The sequence below is a fragment of the Microcella frigidaquae genome, assembly GCF_014200395.1.
In the GTDB taxonomy this organism is placed as follows: domain Bacteria; phylum Actinomycetota; class Actinomycetes; order Actinomycetales; family Microbacteriaceae; genus Microcella; species Microcella frigidaquae.
In genome coordinates this window covers 2,113,921-2,128,745 of the sequence record NZ_JACHBS010000001.1, presented here as the reverse complement: position 1 = coordinate 2,128,745, position 14,825 = coordinate 2,113,921, and the positions used below count along the sequence as shown (strand labels likewise).

The following is a 14,825-nucleotide window of genomic DNA, read 5'->3' as shown; positions in this document are numbered from 1 at the left end:
GGCGCTGAGCGCTCACACCTGCCAGGGCAGCAGCACGCCGATCAGCACGAAGAATCCGCCCGTCACGCGGTTGAACCAGCGTCCGGCGCGGGCGAGCAAGGGCTGCAGCGTCTGCGACAGCGCGGCGACCGTCAACTCGAAGACGATCTCGATTGCGATGAAGGTGCCCGCCATGGCGGCGAACTGCACGGCGAGGTCGCCGGCCGGGTCGATGAACTGGGGCAGGAAGGCGACGAAGAACAGGATGCCCTTGGGGTTGGTGACCGCGGCGAGGAAGCCCTGCTGCCAGAGCGACCACGACGACGCCGTCGGCCGGTCTCCGTCGGTCGCCACCGTGATCGCCGGCGCCCGCCAGACCTGGATGCCGAGGAACACCAGGTAGGCACCACCCACCCACTTGAGCACGGTGAGCACCTCGGGCACCGCCGTCAGCAGCGCCCCGATGCCGAACATCGACACGGCGATGACGACCGCGAACCCGACCGCGCCGCCCAGCACCGTGAACACCGTGCGCCGCACCCCGTAGATCGCGCCATGGGTCAGCGCGAGCAGCCCGTTCGGCCCCGGCGTCAGCGACAGCCCGAGTGCGGCGAGGGCGAAGACGAGCCAGATCTCGAGCTGCATGGCTCGATTCTGGTGCACCGGGGGGCCCGCCGTCGGACACCCGCCCGCGCAGCCGCGCAGCACGCGCGGGCCGCCGGCGGAAAGCGAAAGGCCCCGCGCTGGCGAGAGCAACGGGGCCGTTCGTACACCCCCCGGGACTCGAACCCGGAACCCACTGATTAAGAGTCAGTTGCTCTGCCAATTGAGCTAGAGGTGCTCGGTCTCTCGGAGAGCGACCAGTCGCCCATACTACGCGGCAGGATCCCCTTTGGCCAAACCGGGAGCCGGGGCCGGTCGCCGGCCGTGCTCGCGGCGCGCGTCGGCGTGGTGCTGCCGCAGCTGCTCCCCGAGGCTGTGCCAGGTCCGGTGGGCCACCGCGTCGCGCGCGGCCAGCGCGAACGCGGCCCGTTTGCGGTCGTCCCCGACGAGGTCCAGCACGCGATCCCGCAGGTCGACGAGGTCTCCGGGCCGGTACAGCCAGCCGGTGCGGCTGCTGTCGACCAGGTCGACCGGGCCGCCGCGCCCGGTCGCCACCACCGGAACCCCGCTCGCAAGCGCCTCCTGCACGGTCTGGCAGAAGGTCTCGTGCTCGCCGGGATGCACGAACACGTCGAGGCTGGCGACAGCACGCGCCAGCTCCTCCCCCTGCAGGAATCCGAGGAAGGCAGCCCCCGGCAGCAGCTGCTCGAGGGCGGCGCGCTCCGGGCCGTCGCCGATGATCACCAGACGGGTACCCGGGATGCTCGCAATGGCCGCGAGGTCGCGCACCTGCTTCTCCGGCGCGAGCCGCCCGACGTAGCCGATCAGAAGCTCCCCGCCGGGGGCCAGCGCACGCCGCCAGGGCTCGCTGCGGCGCAGCGGGTGGAAGCGCGTGCCGTCGACGCCGCGCCCCCAGAGGCGCACGCGCGGCACCCCCTGATCGCGCAGCCAGTCGATCGCCGCGCTCGACGGCGCGAGCGTGATGCTCGCCCGCTCGTGCAGCCGCACGACGTGCCGGGTGAAGGCGGTCGCGAGACCCGGCACCCCGTAGCGCTCGGCGTACGACGGCACATCGGTCTGGTAGACGGCGACCACCGGCAGATCGCACTGCTCGGCAGCGCGCAGCGCCTGCCAGCCGAGCAGGAACGGCGAGGCGAGGTGCACGACGTCGGGGGCGAAGTCGCGCAGCACCGCGGTCATCCGCGGCACGCTCGCGAGACCGAGGCGCAGGTCGCGGTAGCCGGGCAGCGCCGCCGAGGGCACGCGTTCGACGCGCGCGCCCGAAACGGAGACCGACTCGGGGGCGCCGGCGTGGCGGGGGGCGATGATCAGCACCTCGTCGCCCCGCTCGCGCAGGTGGGCGACGGCGTGTAGCACCGACCCGACCACGCCGTTCATCTGGGGAAGGAACGTCTCTGCGACCAGGGCGACTCTCACGATCACAGCGTCGGGGGGACGGGCATCCCGATGCACGGCGAAGCGCGGGGCGACACGGAGTGTTCACGGGGGATTCCCCCGCCGCTCGACTCGACGCCGTACAACGGTTGCCGTGGACGACGCGACCCTGCTGGCGCTGGCGGAGTCCCGCTGGCTGCTGCCCGCCCTGCTCGCCCTCGTCATCGGCGACGCCTTCCTCGTCGTGCTGCCGAGCGAGACCCTCGTCGTTGCCCTCGGGGCCGTGTGGGCCGCCACGGGGTCCCCCGCCCTGCTGCCCGTCATCGTGGTCGCCGCCGCCGGTGCGGTGAGCGGCGATGCGCTCTGCTTCGCGCTCGGCCGCCGGATCGGGCTCGACCGCTGGCGCTGGCAGCGGACCGGCCGCGTTCGGCACGCGCTCGACCGGACGCGCGGCGCGATCCTCACACGCACCGCCGTTCTCGTCCTCACCGCGCGCTACGTGCCCTTCGCGCGCATCGCCGTGAACCTCGCCGCCGGCGCGAGCGGCCTGCCACTGCGGAGGTTCCTGCCCCTGTCGGCCCTCGCCGGCCTCGCCTGGGCGGTCTACAACGTCGCCGTCGGCGCGGCCGTCGGCGCGGTGCTGGCCGACGCGCCCCTGCTCGCCGTCGGGCTGTCGATCGTCGTCGCGATCGCGCTAGGGCTCACGATCGACACCCTCGTGGCGCGCTCGGCGCGACGGCGGAACGCTTCACGGTCGACGCCCAGCCGACGTCGGGCCGGCATCCATACACTGATCAGGCGCGCGCCCCGCGCCCCGACGTCGAAGGAGCACCTCATGACCGCGACCCGCCTCGAGCCCGGCACCCCGGCCCCCGCCTTCACGCTGCCCGACAAGGACGGCGCGCACGTCTCACTCGCCGACTTCGCCGGCCAGAAGGTCGTGCTGTACTTCTACCCGGCCGCGAGCACCCCGGGCTGCACGACGCAGGCCTGCGACTTCCGCGACAACCTGGCCTCGCTGACGAGCGCCGGCTACACCGTGCTCGGCGTCTCGAAGGACGGCCCGGATGCCCTCCAGAAGTTCGCCGAGGAGGAGCACCTGCCCTTCCCGCTGCTCAGCGACCCCGACCTCGCCGTGCACAACGCCTACGGCACCTACGGCGAGAAGTCGATGTACGGCAAGACCGTCATGGGAGTGATCCGCTCGACGTTCGTCATCGACGAGAAGGGCGCGATCGAGCACGCCCTCTACAACGTGAAGGCGACCGGCCACGTCGCGAGCCTGCGCAAGAAGCTCGGCCTCGACTAGAGGTCGAACCTGACCGGCGGCGCTAGTCGCGCTGGTCGAGCCACCGCGTCACCGGCGTGCTCAGGATGAGGATCAGCCCGAGCACGGCGGTGGCGATCACCCACCAGCCGATGTCCGGGCGGGGGATGAACCCCTGGATGCTGCCCACCCCGATGGCGAGCTGCAGGAACTGGTAGGTCAGCACACTGCCGCGCGTCCAGGCGCGGCCGCGGTGCACGCCGACGGTCATCGCGACGAGCCACACGGCGATCAGCAGCACCAGCACGGTGAGGGCGATCGCGGTTGGCGGGAAACGCGCCTCGGCGAGCAGCAGCTCGATCACGAGGAAAGCCGTAAGGCCGATCAGCAGGGCCGTCTGACCGGCGAGGAGCACGACCAGAACGGTGACCAGAGATGAACGGCGTGTTTCGCTCACATGAACCACCCAATACAAAACTATTGATTTGACGCCCAGCCTATGGGAGCCTTATTGCGGTTGATGTGACGCCTACAAAGCGGTGGGCGACTTCCCAGGTCTTCTTCTCTCTCACCTGCGAGCCGGTGAAAAACCGGTTCTTGTGGCGCGTCGTTCAACCCTCGATGGCGTGCTGCTGCACAACACAAAGGAGCACTGCCCCATGGATTGGCGCGACAAAGCAGCCTGCCTGACTGCCGACCCCGAGCTGTTCTTCCCGGTTGGCAACACCGGCCCCGCGGTCGACCAGATCGAGAAGGCCAAGGCCGTCTGCGGCCGATGCTCGGTCACCGAGGCCTGCCTCCAGTACGCCCTCGAGACCAACCAGGACTCGGGCGTGTGGGGCGGCCTCAGCGAAGACGAGCGCCGCGCTCTCAAGCGCCGCGCCGCTCGCGCCCGCCGCGCCTCCTGACCCGCGGCCCGCGCGGCTCGCACCGCACCCGACGCCCCGGTTCCGCATCCGCGTGATGCGACCGGGGCGTCGTGCTGTCTGCGCATGCACGGCGCGCGGATGCTCGCGCGACGCGCCCGCGCTCCGCACCCGCGCGTACCGGCTGCCCGCGGCCGCGACGCCTAGGCCCGCTTCTTCTGCAGGTAGAGCAGCGGCACGTCGATCGTGACCTCGGTGCCTTCGCCCTCGAGGGTGTGCCAGTCGATGGTTCCGCCGAGCTCGCCCTGGATGAGCGTGCGCACGATCTGCGTGCCGAGCCCCGACCCGACCTTGCCCTCGGGCATGCCGCCGCCGTTGTCGCGCACCTTCACCGACAGGGCCTCGTCACTGCGCGAGGCGATGATCTCGACCTCGCCGTCAGGCCGCCCCTCGAGGCCGTGCTCGACGGCGTTGGTGACGAGCTCGGTGAGGGCGAGCGCGAGCGGGGTCGCGTACTCGCTCGGCAGCGTGCCGAACGTGCCGGTCGAGCGCGGATGCACCACCGTGTTGTGGCTCGACGCGACCTCGGCGATGAGCATGAGCACGCGCGAGAACACCACGTCGAAGTCGACGTTCTGGCTGAGCCCCTCGCTGAGGGTGTCGTGCACGACGGCGATGGCGGCCACGCGGCGCATGGCCTGCGTGAGCGCCTCGCGCGTCGATTCGGCGTGCGAGCGGCGGGCCTGGATGCGCAGCAGCGACGCGACCGTCTGCAGGTTGTTCTTCACCCGGTGGTGGATCTCGCGGATCGTCGCGTCCTTCGTGATGAGCTCGCGCTCCTGGTGCCGAACCTCGGTGACGTCGCGCACGAGCACGATCGCACCGATGCGCGTGCCGTCGCGGAACAGCGGGATGGTGCGCAGCGTCACCGTCACCCCGCGCGACTCGATGTCGGTGCGCCACGGCGCTCGGCCGGTGACGACGAGCGGCAGCGACTCGTCGACCTGCTGCGGGCGACCGGCGAGCAGGCGCGTGGTGACGGTGGCGAGCGACTGACCCTCGAGCTCGCCGGCGAAGCCCATGCGGTTGAAGGCGCTCAGGCCGTTGGGGCTCGCGAAGGTGACGGTGCCGTCGAGGTCCAGCCGCACGAGCCCGTCGCTCGCGCGCGGAGCGCCGCGGCGAGGCATGCTCGGCGCGGCCAGGTCGGGGAAGTCGCCGGCGGCGATCATCGCGAACAGGTCGTTGGCGCACTCGTTGAAGGTCAGCTCCTGGCGGCTCGGCATGCGCGCCTCGCTGAGGTTCGTGTGCCGGGTGATGATGGCGATCGGATGCTCGCTCACCGCCTCGCCGTCCCTGCCGGGTCGCCGCATCACCGGGATCGCCCGCACCCGCGTCGGCGTCTCCTCGTACCAGTCGGGCGACGAGGAGTCGACGATCGCGGCGGTCTCGAAGGCCTCGGTGACCTGGCTGCGCCACTCGGGCCGCACCTCCTGCCCGACGAAATCGCGGTAAAAGAGGGTGGCTGAGCTGCTCGGGCGCGCGTGCCCGACAGCGAGGAAGGTGCCGGCGCGCGTGGGCACCCACAGCACGATGTCGGCGAAGGCGAGGTCGGCGATCAGCTGCCCGTCGGCGAGCAGCAGGTGCAGCCACTCGATGTCAGTCTCGTCGGCATCACTGTGCTCGTGCACCAGGTCTGAGAGCGTCGACACGCCCCCAGGCTAGCCGGGGCGCGCGGTCGGGGCTGCGGAGTGCAGAGCGGGCGACTGCGAGGCCGCGGGGTGCGGCGCTCCCCGCCGGGCCCCGAGACGGGCGGCCCAGCGGGCGCCGGTGCGCAGCGCCGGGGACCGCGCGAACCCGAGCGCGTCGGCGAGCTCGGCGATGCCGCGACCCAGCGCGCCGCGCGGGGCAGCCACGGTGACCGGACGGGCGGTGAGCAGGGCGAGGTCGGCGGCATCCGGGTCGTTCTCGATCAAGACGGCATCGCGCACCCCGACGAAGCGCTCGAGCGTCTGCCGCACCTGCCCGTGCGGGTCGATGCCGAGCACGGATGCCCGCACCCGGTTCACGACCACCCGCACCCGCGCGGCCTCGGCCGCCTCGACGAGGTCGCCGTGCGCGCGCAGCAGCCGCGCGAGGCCGACCGGGTCGGCGGACCCGACCGCAACCACCTCGTCGGCGGCCCGCAGCGCGGCGATGGTCGCGGCGTTGCGGCGCGGCGCCGCGAGGTCGCTGCTGAGCTCCTCATCGGCCTCGAGGTTGAAGCCCGCGTCGACGACGATCACCTCGCGCCAGCGGCGGCAGCGCTCGAGCACCGAGGCCACGCGCCCGGCCGAGAGCTCGGGCCAGCGGTGCGGCCGACCGATGCCGGTGAGCACCACCATGTCCGCACCGTTCGCGGCCGGGCTCGGCTGGGCGATGCGGTCGAGCTCGGCGATGGTCAGCGCCTCGGCACCGGCGAGCCGGCAGGCCGCGGCGAACCCGGGTGCCTCGTCGAGCAGCCCGAGGGCCGGGGCGATCGTGCCACCGTAGGTGTCGGCGTCGATGAGGGCGACGGCGTGGCCTCGACCGGCGAGCTCCGCGGCGAGGCCGATGGCCAGGGTCGTGCGCCCCGGCGCGCCGGCCGGACCCCACACGACGATCGTGCGCGGCCGGCGCACGAAAGGGGTCGAGGCCTCCGCCCGCGAGTGCTCGGCGACACGGGGAGGCGCGGCGGCGGGCGGCGCGGCGGCGGGCACCAGCCCGGGGTCGAGGGCGGGCGCCGCGGGCTGGGCCGGTGCCGTGGCAGAGGTCGGTACCGCGGCCGGGGTCGGTGCCTCGGCCGATAGGGGCAGTGGTGCGGGGGCTGGCGCTCGGCCCGCGTCGAGCATCCCGAGATCGAGGCCCTCGGCCCCGAGCGGCAGCACGTCGAGCACGCCGAGCCGCGCGGCCCCTGGCGAGAGATCGGCGCCAGCGAGGGCGATCAGGCACGTGCGCACGCCCAGCAGGTCGGCTGCGCCCACGACGCCGCTGGTGGCCACTGCGGGATGGTCGGCGACGAGCAGCACATCGGGCGCACGCTGCGCCAGCTGGGTGAGCACGTCGTCCTGATCGGCGGCCCGCCAGGCGATGGCGTGCCCGGCGCGCAGCAGGGCGAGCTCGACGGTGTCGAGGTCGAGCCCCGGAACGGCGAGCGCGATGAGCACGTCAGCCTCCGATCGCGAGCGACACGGGAACCGCGGCGAGCGCGTCGCCGTTGGCCAGCGCGTGCAGGATGCGCGCCACATCGCGGCGCGGAACCAGGAGCTCGACGCGCCCGCCCTCCTCCGCGGCGACGATGCCCTCGGCGGCGACCGTGCGGACGAGCTGAGCGCCCGAGGCGATGACGGACGGCGCACCGAACCGGCCGCCCTCGATCGCGGGCGACGACCACAGGTCGAGCGCGTCGCCGGCGCGCACAGTCGCCCCGAGCGGAGTGGAGAGGCTGACCACGATGGTCGTCGCGACGGGACCGCGTGGGTCGCCGAGCGCGCTCAGCGGCACGAGTTCGCCGGCGGCGAGGGCGCGGCTGATGACGACGCCCTCCTCCGGCACATCGGCGGGGCCGGCGTAGCCGTGGGCCTCGACCCCGAGCGAGACGCGGCGCACCTCGAGGTCGCCGACCGTGAGCTCCTGCCCGGCGACCAGATCGCTGGGTGCGACGAGCAGCTCCTCCCCCTCGTCGGCGGCCCCGACGATGCCGACCACGGCGGCCACCGAGGCGATCACGAGCAGCAGGCCGACCAGGAGGCGGGCATCGAGTCGGCGGGCGGCACGGGCTGCCGCCCCCTCGGCGGCGCGCGGGGTGTTCTCGGTCATCGGTCCTCCAGGCACGGCGGGTGGTCGCGACCGATCCTGATCATCAGCCGGATGCGCCGCCGCAGTTATCCACACGGCGGGCCCACGGCCCCCCGCGGGCGGATACTGGACGTATGACGGATTCGTCGCCGCTCGAGCCCGGGCGCTTCCTCACCCTCACCGACGTGGCGGAGGTGCTCGCGCTCTCCGCCGCCGAGGTGGTGGCGCTCGTGCGCTCCGGCGAGCTGCCGGCGATCCGCCTGGGATCGATCGGGCAGTGGCGGGTCGAGCAGTCGGTGCTGTCGTCGTTCATCGCCGACAAGTACGAGGAGGCGCGGCGGGCCGCCCTCTGGCACGAGGTCCAGAATGCCGATGTCGCCGAGCTCTTCGGCGAGCGGCGCGGCCGGCTGCGCCGCGGGTGAGCCGCGGCGCTCGACCGCTCGCAGGCCTCGCCTGATCACAGCGTGACACTGACGAGCTGATCGAGCGGGATCACGCGCACAGCTTCGACCGCGGTGGCCCGGCGCGGCTCGTCGCGGTCGTGCTCGGCGAGATCGAGATGATCGCGTCCGACGCGGTCGATCGTGCCGGTCACCTGCCCTCCGCGTGTGCGCAGCGCGACCGATGCCCGGCGTCGGCACAGGTCGCGCAGGAGGAACGAGAGCCCGAGCCGTGCGCCGAGCTCCGATGCCTCGGCCACAGGGATCAGGGAGGTCGTCGCCTGCGCCGGGGAGAGGAGCAGGGCATCGACGGCCGCGAGCGGAACCGCCATCTGCACTGCGCGCGGCGGCGCCTCGACCGAGCCCGCGAACCAGTCGCGCCCGATCGTGACGAGCCGCAGCCGCACGCGCTCACCGGTGACGAGACGGATCGTCAGCACCTGCTCGGCCTCGGCGGAGCGGCGGAGCGCGACGAGGCGCTCGCGCAGCGGGAGCCGGCCGAGGCGGAGCCGCTCCTCCTCCTGCTCGAGGTCGGCCTGCTCGGTGCGGAGCTCGTGCTCGAGCTGGGCGGAGAGATCGTCGAAGAGGTGGTCCCAGCGCATGCCGCGACGGTAGCGACCGCCTCCGACGGCCGGAGCCGGGTTGTCCACAGTTCGAGGAATCCTCTTTACAAGTGAGGAAACGTTTGGTTGAGTGATGTCGCCCCGCTCGGGGTGTACCTATCGGTCTACCGCCGGGGGGCGGCGCGCAGGCCACGACGACCAATCGACCGCCTGCCGGTTCGGGGGAAGAGGAGCCGACTGTGACCGCCGTTCAGACCATTCCGCACATTGCGCCCACCCAGGGTGAGCCGGCGTCGCCCGCCGCGCCGCCGCGCGGACGCGGGGCGAAGGCCCGCATCGCGCACGAGGAGTTCTTCGACTACCAGCCGACGTCGACCGCCGATCTGCCCGATCCGCGCCCACTGATCGAGAATCTGACACGCTGCGTCATCGAGATCCTCGCCGGTGCGCGTGAGCTGGAGCAGATCGCCCGCTGGGTCACCGACGACGTCTACCGCACGATGCTCTCGCGGGCCGCGATCAGCGCCCGAGCCCGTGCGGCGCGCGGGGCTCCCGCCGTGCGCCCGACCTTCTCGGTCGGCGAGCCGCGCATCACGGGCCCGCGCGATGGCGTGGTCGAAGCGGTCGTCATCGTGACGAGCCGGGCTCGGGCGCGCGCCGTGGCGATCCGGCTCGAGGGGCTCGACCGGCGCTGGCGCGCCAGCGCCATCGCGGTGCTCTAGACCCGCATCCGGCCCCGCATCACCCCACCGCAATCTCAGCGCGCCGCCGCACATGACTTATGAGACACTGTCTCCGTCATGGAGACGAGCCCCTCGGACAGCGAGCGCGCGGCCGACCGCCGCACCCTCACCCTCGCGCTCACCGTGACCATGCTGGTGCAGTTCGCCCAGCAAGCCACGCGACCCATGGCCTCGTACCGGGCGCTCGGCCTCGACGCCAGCGTCGAGCAGCTCGGCTACCTCGCGTTCTCGTTCGCGGTGCTCGCCATCGCGGTCGCGATCCCCATCGGCCGCCTCGTCGACCGCCGCGGAGCCCGCCTCACCACCGTCGGCGGCATCGCCCTCATGGGCGCCGCGGCCGCCGCCCATGCGCTCGCCACCGACCTCGTCACTCTTGTCGCGGCGCACACCGCTCTCGGCCTCGGGCTGATCGGCGCGGTCGTCGGGTTGCAGGCGATCGTCGCCCACGCCGGCCCCGCCGAGAGCGCCGATGCCCGCTTCGGGATGTTCGGGGCCATCATCTCCCTCGGCCAGGTGCTCGGCCCGATCGTCGCGGGTGGGCTCGCCGAGCTCACCCTCGCGCTCGACGCGGCGGCCCCGGCCGACCCATTCGGCACCACGCCCATCTTCGTGCTCGCGGGCGCACTGTGCACGGCCGGCGCGCTCGCCGCCCTGGGCCTGCCCCGCCATCCGGGCGGCACCCGCACCGCCGTCGAGAGTGCCGCCGCCGACGGGACAGCCGCCGAAGCGCAGCCCGGCCTCGGCTCCGTGCTGCGGGCCCCGCACATGGGCAAGGCACTGTGGGCGAGCCTCGTGGTGCTGTCGACGACCGACGTGCTGACGGTCTACCTGCCGGCGATCGGCGCCGAGCGCGGGTGGACGATCGCGTTCGTGAGCATCCTGCTCGCCGTGCGCGCCGCGGCATCGTTCGCCGTACGCATCGCCACCGGCCCCCTGGTGCGGATGCTGGGCCGACGCCCGCTGCTGGTCGGCGCCTGCGGCATCGGCGCGACGGCCTTGCTGCTCATGGTGCCGATGCTGCCGGGCTGGGTCGCACTCGTGCTGATGGGCATCACGGGGCTCGTGCTCGGCATCGGGCAGCCCCTGACCATGGCCTGGGTATCGCGCTCGGCCCCCGACGAGCTGCGCGCCACCGCTCTCGCCGTTCGGCTGACCGGAAATCGGATCGGGCAGTCGCTCATCCCGGTCGCTGTCGGCACCGTCGCCGCGCTGGCCGGCTCCGGAGCGGTATTCCTCGTGCTCGGAGTGCTGCTGCTGAGCACCTCCGCGGCGGTCGCGCGTTCGAACCTGCGCTGACCAGCGAGACGAACCTCTTCTGCCATCACGCCCGAGACGTTTCACACCTCACGACAGAGCTGACCGCACACGACGGCGAGGGCGATGCCGGGCCACCGCGCCTGGAGCGCGCCGGTCGGGGCTAGCGGCCCTTCTTCTTGTCCTGGGCGCGACGCTGGGCGCGGTTCACCGGCGCGGGGCCGGCCGGCGCCGCGGGGGTCTTCTGCCCGAAGGCACCGGTCTGCTGGCCGCCCTGGCCGCCCTGCGGCTGACCCTGTGCAGCACGGCGCGTGGTCGGCGCTGCACCCGCGGCCGGGGCCGCGGCCGGGCCGCCGAATGCGGCGGAGACCGGCGGCTGGGCGCGGCGGGCCGCATCCGTCGGGGCCTGCAGCACCTGGCCGCGCTGGTTGCGCACCTCCACGTCACCATCGGCCGACGGGGCCGTGTAGCTGAGGTTCTGCGGGGTCTGCGGCTGGTTGAGGCCCTTCGCCGTGACCTGCGCGGTGCCCTTGCTGCCGGTGACCTCGACCTCGAGGTTGAACAGGAAGCCGATCGCGTCCTCGCGGATCGCGCTCATCATCGACTGGAAGAGCGCGTAGCCCTCGCGCTGGTACTCGACGAGCGGGTCGCGCTGCGCCATGGCGCGCAGGCCGATGCCGTCCTTCAGATAGTCCATCTCGTAGAGGTGGTCGCGCCAGCGGCGGTCGATGACGCTGAGCACGACGCGGCGCTCGAGCTCGCGGGTCGCCGTGCGGCCGAGGCTCTCCTCACGACGCTCGTAGGCGAGCTTCGCGTCGCTCGTGATCTCGCGGATCAGGAAGGCCGAGGTCAGCTTGGCACCGCCCTCGCTGATGACCTCGTCGATCGTGAGGCTGATCGGGTAGAGGGTCTTCAGCTCCGTCCAGAGCTGGTCGAAGTCCCACTCGTCGCTGTGGCCGCTGGCGGTGTGCGTCTCGACGATCTCGGTGATGACCTGCTCGAGGAAGACCTGGACGCGGTCGCGGAGGTCATCGCCCTCGAGGATGTGCCGGCGGTCGGTGTAGATCGCCTCGCGCTGGCGGTTGAGCACGTCGTCGTACTTGAGCACGTTCTTGCGGATCTCCGCGTTGCGCGCCTCGACCTGCGACTGCGCCGAGCGGATGGCCCGGCTGACGACCTTCGACTCGATGGCGAGGTCGTCAGGAACGTTCGAGCGACCCATGAGCGCCTCGGCTGCACCTGCGTTGAACAGGCGCATGAGGTCGTCCTGCAGCGAGAGGTAGAAGCGGCTCTCGCCCGGGTCGCCCTGACGGCCGGAGCGGCCGCGCAGCTGGTTGTCGATGCGCCGCGACTCGTGCCGCTCCGTGCCGAGCACGTACAGACCGCCGACCGCGATGACCTTGGCGGCCTCCTCGGCGACCTGAGCCTTGACGCGCTCGTACACGGCATCCCACTGCGCCTCGTACTCCTCCGGCGTCTCGACCGGCGAGAGGCCCTTCGCGTTCATCTCGGTGACGGCGAGGAACTCGGCGTTACCGCCGAGCATGATGTCGGTGCCGCGGCCGGCCATGTTGGTGGCGACGGTGACGGCACCGAGCCGCCCGGCCTGGGCGATGATCGCCGCCTCGCGGGCGTGGTTCTTGGCGTTCAGCACCTCGTGCTTGACGCCGCGCTTGGCGAGCAGCCGCGAGAGCAGCTCGCTCTTCTCGACGCTCGTCGTTCCGACGAGCACCGGCTGCCCGGTGGCGTGACGGCGCACGATGTCCTCGGCGGCCTGCTCGAACTTCACCTGCTCGTTCTTGTACACGAGGTCGGGCTGATCGATGCGCTGCATCGGCAGGTTGGTCGGGATCGGCACCACACCGAGCTTGTAGGTGCTCATGAACTCGGCGGCCTCGGTCTCGGCCGTACCGGTCATGCCCGAGAGCTTCGTGTAAAGGCGGAAGTAGTTCTGCAGCGTCACCGTGGCGAGGGTCTGGTTCTCGGCCTTGACCGTCACGCCCTCCTTGGCCTCGATGGCCTGGTGGATGCCCTCGTTGTAGCGGCGGCCGACCAGGATGCGCCCGGTGTGCTCGTCGACGATGAGCACCTCGCCGTTCATGACGACGTAGTCCTTGTCGCGCTTGAACAGCGCCTGCGCCTTGATGGCGTTGTTGAGGAACGAGATCAGCGGGGTGTTCGCCGACTCGTAGAGGTTGTCGATGCCGAGGTGGTCCTCGACCTTCTCGATGCCCGGCTCGAGCACGCCGACCGTACGCTTCTTCTCGTCGACCTCGTAATCGACGCCCGCCTTCAGGCGCGTCGCGATGCGCGCGAACTCGGTGAACCAGCGGTTCGCCTCGCCCGATGAGGGGCCGGAGATGATGAGCGGCGTGCGGGCCTCGTCGATGAGGATCGAGTCGACCTCGTCGACGATCGCGAAGAAGTGGCCGCGCTGCACCATGTCGGCGGTCTGCCAGGCCATGTTGTCGCGCAGGTAGTCGAAGCCGAACTCGTTGTTGGTGCCGTAGGTGATGTCGGCGGCGTACTGCTGGCGGCGCACCTCGGGCGTCTGGCCCGAGAGGATGCAGCCGGTGGTCATGCCCAGGGCGCGGAAGATGCGGCCCATGAGCTCGCTCTGGTAGCTGGCGAGGTAGTCGTTCACCGTCACGACGTGCACGCCGCGCGAGGGGATCGCGTTGAGGTAGGCGGCGAGCGTGGCGACCAGGGTCTTGCCCTCACCGGTCTTCATCTCGGCGATGTTGCCCAGGTGCAGGGCCGCGCCGCCCATCAGCTGCACGTCGAAGTGGCGCATGCCGAGGGTGCGCTTGGCCGCCTCACGCACGGCGGCGAAGGCCTCGGGCAGCAGGTCGTCGAGCGACTCGCCGTTGCCGTAGCGCTCGCGCAGCTCGACGGTCTCGTTCTTGAGCTCGTCATCCGAGAGATCGCTGAAGTCGTCCTCGAGCTGGTTGATCGCCTCGGCGTACGCCTTCAGCCGGCGCAGGAGGCGCCCTTCGCCCACCCGCAGAACACGCTCGAGAACATTCGCCACTTCGGTCACTCCACTCGTCGGGCGGCGCCGGGGGCGACGCTCGCCAGGCCTGGGCGCGCCACAGACCACCGCTCTTCGCGGCGGGCCCATGCTAGCAAGCGCGCCCCGGCGGGGCGGCACGGATGCTCCGCTCACGACGAGCGGAGCATCCGTGCACCGCGGGCCGGCGGTCGGGAGGCTCAGCGCCCCCGTCGCCCGCCGACCGCGGCCTTCTCCTGCTCGGCCTCGAGACCGATGACCCCGTAGTTCCAGCCCTGGCGCCGGTAGACCACGCTCGGGCGGTCGGTGACGGCGTCGATGAAGAGGAAGAAGTCGTGGCCGACCAGCTCGAGCTGGTCGACGGCCTCGTCGACGGTCATCGAGACCGCGGGGAAGACCTTCTGCCGGACGACGACGGGGGTGTAGACCTCTTCGGCCTCGTCCTCCTGCTGCACCGGGATCGACCCGGTCGCGACCTTCCGGATGATCTCGGCGTCGGCGGGCGTGATGTCGATGACGGTGAACCCGCCCGCGGCGGCCTCGTGCAGCGACACCGGGCGGTGGTTGCCGCGGTGCACCTTGCGCTTGTCCTTCGCGCGGCGCAGCCGCTCGAGCAGCTTGTCGATGGCGAGGTCGAAGGCGACGTACTTGTCGCTGCCGGCGGCCTCGGCCCGCACGACCGGACCCGGTCCGATGAGGGTCAGCTCGACGCGATCGTCGTCCGGCGATCGCCCGGCGCTCTTCTCGTGGTGGCGAGAGACCTTGATCTCGAGCACCAGGGCGCGATCGGCGAGATGCTCGACCTTCTCCGCCTTCTCAGTGGCGTAGTCGCGGAACCGGTCGGTGATGCCAATGTTGCGTCCGGTGATGGTGATGTCCACGTCGACCTCCT

General features: G+C 72.0%; 14 protein-coding genes, 1 tRNA gene and 1 pseudogene. 6 read left to right on the top strand and 10 right to left on the bottom strand.

Going from position 1 to position 14,825, the window contains the following annotated elements:
• Nucleotides 1-12 precede the first annotated feature (12 nt).
• From BJ959_RS10480 to BJ959_RS10470, 3 genes are all read right to left on the bottom strand, one after another.
• Complete coding sequence (locus tag BJ959_RS10480; protein ID WP_153981789.1) at nucleotides 13-624, bottom strand: LysE family translocator; 612 nt, start codon at nucleotides 622-624, stop codon at nucleotides 13-15.
• A 123-nt stretch (nucleotides 625-747) separates the two neighbouring features.
• Nucleotides 748-820 (bottom strand) — tRNA-Lys (locus BJ959_RS10475).
• Nucleotides 821-852: 32 nt separating this feature from the next.
• A complete protein-coding gene (locus BJ959_RS10470; RefSeq protein WP_153981788.1) occupies nucleotides 853-2,019 on the bottom strand; it encodes a glycosyltransferase in 1,167 nt (388 codons plus the stop codon).
• Here BJ959_RS10470 and BJ959_RS12480 point away from each other — a divergent pair.
• Nucleotides 1,907-2,590: pseudogene (locus BJ959_RS12480) on the top strand (DedA family protein); the annotation flags it as partial. The gene BJ959_RS10470 and the pseudogene BJ959_RS12480 overlap by 113 nt on opposite strands.
• Before the next feature lie 222 nt (nucleotides 2,591-2,812).
• The gene (gene bcp, locus BJ959_RS12475; RefSeq protein ID WP_165878981.1) at nucleotides 2,813-3,286 is read left to right on the top strand and encodes a thioredoxin-dependent thiol peroxidase; all 474 of its coding nucleotides are present in this window, start codon (nucleotides 2,813-2,815) and stop codon (nucleotides 3,284-3,286) included.
• Nucleotides 3,287-3,308: 22 nt separating this feature from the next.
• Here bcp and BJ959_RS10460 read toward each other — a convergent pair whose 3' ends face one another.
• On the bottom strand, nucleotides 3,309-3,701 hold the full coding sequence (locus BJ959_RS10460; RefSeq protein WP_153981786.1) for a hypothetical protein: 393 nt from the start codon (nucleotides 3,699-3,701) through the stop codon (nucleotides 3,309-3,311).
• 202 nt (nucleotides 3,702-3,903) lie between these two features.
• Here BJ959_RS10460 and BJ959_RS10455 point away from each other — a divergent pair, with 202 nt between their 5' ends.
• Nucleotides 3,904-4,152, top strand: a complete 249-nt coding sequence (locus BJ959_RS10455) for a WhiB family transcriptional regulator (protein WP_153981785.1) — start codon at nucleotides 3,904-3,906, stop codon at nucleotides 4,150-4,152.
• Nucleotides 4,153-4,313: 161 nt separating this feature from the next.
• Here the strand turns inward: BJ959_RS10455 and BJ959_RS10450 are convergent, their stop codons facing one another.
• Genes BJ959_RS10450 through BJ959_RS10440 form a run of 3 tightly spaced genes read right to left on the bottom strand, consistent with a single transcriptional unit; the run spans nucleotide 4,314 to nucleotide 7,944 of the window.
• Entirely contained in the window at nucleotides 4,314-5,819 is a 1,506-nt protein-coding gene (locus tag BJ959_RS10450; RefSeq protein ID WP_153981784.1) for a histidine kinase N-terminal domain-containing protein, read from the bottom strand.
• 9 nt (nucleotides 5,820-5,828) lie between these two features.
• The gene (locus BJ959_RS10445; RefSeq protein ID WP_153981783.1) at nucleotides 5,829-7,292 is read right to left on the bottom strand and encodes a nucleotide-binding protein; all 1,464 of its coding nucleotides are present in this window, start codon (nucleotides 7,290-7,292) and stop codon (nucleotides 5,829-5,831) included.
• Between the two features lies 1 nt (nucleotide 7,293).
• Nucleotides 7,294-7,944, bottom strand: a complete 651-nt coding sequence (locus tag BJ959_RS10440) for a CpaB family protein (RefSeq protein WP_153981782.1) — start codon at nucleotides 7,942-7,944, stop codon at nucleotides 7,294-7,296.
• 113 nt (nucleotides 7,945-8,057) lie between these two features.
• Between BJ959_RS10440 and BJ959_RS10435 the strand changes: the two genes are divergently transcribed.
• Entirely contained in the window at nucleotides 8,058-8,345 is a 288-nt protein-coding gene (locus tag BJ959_RS10435) for a helix-turn-helix domain-containing protein (protein ID WP_153981781.1), read from the top strand.
• A 35-nt stretch (nucleotides 8,346-8,380) separates the two neighbouring features.
• On the opposite strand, the gene BJ959_RS10430 is transcribed toward BJ959_RS10435, so the two are convergent.
• Nucleotides 8,381-8,965, bottom strand: a complete 585-nt coding sequence (locus BJ959_RS10430; protein ID WP_153981780.1) for a hypothetical protein — start codon at nucleotides 8,963-8,965, stop codon at nucleotides 8,381-8,383.
• A gap of 200 nt (nucleotides 8,966-9,165) precedes the next feature.
• On the opposite strand from BJ959_RS10430, the gene BJ959_RS10425 reads away from it, so the two are divergent.
• Nucleotides 9,166-9,648 carry an Rv3235 family protein gene (locus tag BJ959_RS10425; RefSeq protein ID WP_341799857.1) on the top strand — a complete coding sequence of 161 codons (483 nt, stop codon included), beginning with the start codon at nucleotides 9,166-9,168 and terminating at the stop codon, nucleotides 9,646-9,648.
• Nucleotides 9,649-9,726: 78 nt separating this feature from the next.
• Nucleotides 9,727-10,965: an MFS transporter gene (locus BJ959_RS10420; protein ID WP_153981779.1), complete on the top strand. Its 1,239-nt coding sequence runs from the start codon at nucleotides 9,727-9,729 to the stop codon at nucleotides 10,963-10,965.
• A 121-nt stretch (nucleotides 10,966-11,086) separates the two neighbouring features.
• Here BJ959_RS10420 and secA read toward each other — a convergent pair whose 3' ends face one another.
• On the bottom strand, nucleotides 11,087-13,954 hold the full coding sequence (gene secA / locus BJ959_RS10415; protein ID WP_153981996.1) for a preprotein translocase subunit SecA: 2,868 nt from the start codon (nucleotides 13,952-13,954) through the stop codon (nucleotides 11,087-11,089).
• Nucleotides 13,955-14,133: 179 nt separating this feature from the next.
• The gene (gene hpf / locus BJ959_RS10410) at nucleotides 14,134-14,814 is read right to left on the bottom strand and encodes a ribosome hibernation-promoting factor, HPF/YfiA family (RefSeq protein WP_153981778.1); all 681 of its coding nucleotides are present in this window, start codon (nucleotides 14,812-14,814) and stop codon (nucleotides 14,134-14,136) included.
• Nucleotides 14,815-14,825 lie beyond the last annotated feature (11 nt).

What these genes read in the sequence shown, in the direction of transcription:
- BJ959_RS10480 (WP_153981789.1), bottom strand. Translation starts at nt 624, where the DNA reads ATGCAGCTCGAGATCTGGCTCGTCTTCGCCCTCGCCGCACTCGGGCTG.
- bcp (WP_165878981.1), top strand. Translation starts at nt 2,813, where the DNA reads ATGACCGCGACCCGCCTCGAGCCCGGCACCCCGGCCCCCGCCTTCACG.
- BJ959_RS10455 (WP_153981785.1), top strand. Translation starts at nt 3,904, where the DNA reads ATGGATTGGCGCGACAAAGCAGCCTGCCTGACTGCCGACCCCGAGCTG.
- BJ959_RS10440 (WP_153981782.1), bottom strand. Translation starts at nt 7,944, where the DNA reads ATGACCGAGAACACCCCGCGCGCCGCCGAGGGGGCGGCAGCCCGTGCC.
- BJ959_RS10435 (WP_153981781.1), top strand. Translation starts at nt 8,058, where the DNA reads ATGACGGATTCGTCGCCGCTCGAGCCCGGGCGCTTCCTCACCCTCACC.
- BJ959_RS10430 (WP_153981780.1), bottom strand. Translation starts at nt 8,965, where the DNA reads ATGCGCTGGGACCACCTCTTCGACGATCTCTCCGCCCAGCTCGAGCAC.
- BJ959_RS10420 (WP_153981779.1), top strand. Translation starts at nt 9,727, where the DNA reads ATGGAGACGAGCCCCTCGGACAGCGAGCGCGCGGCCGACCGCCGCACC.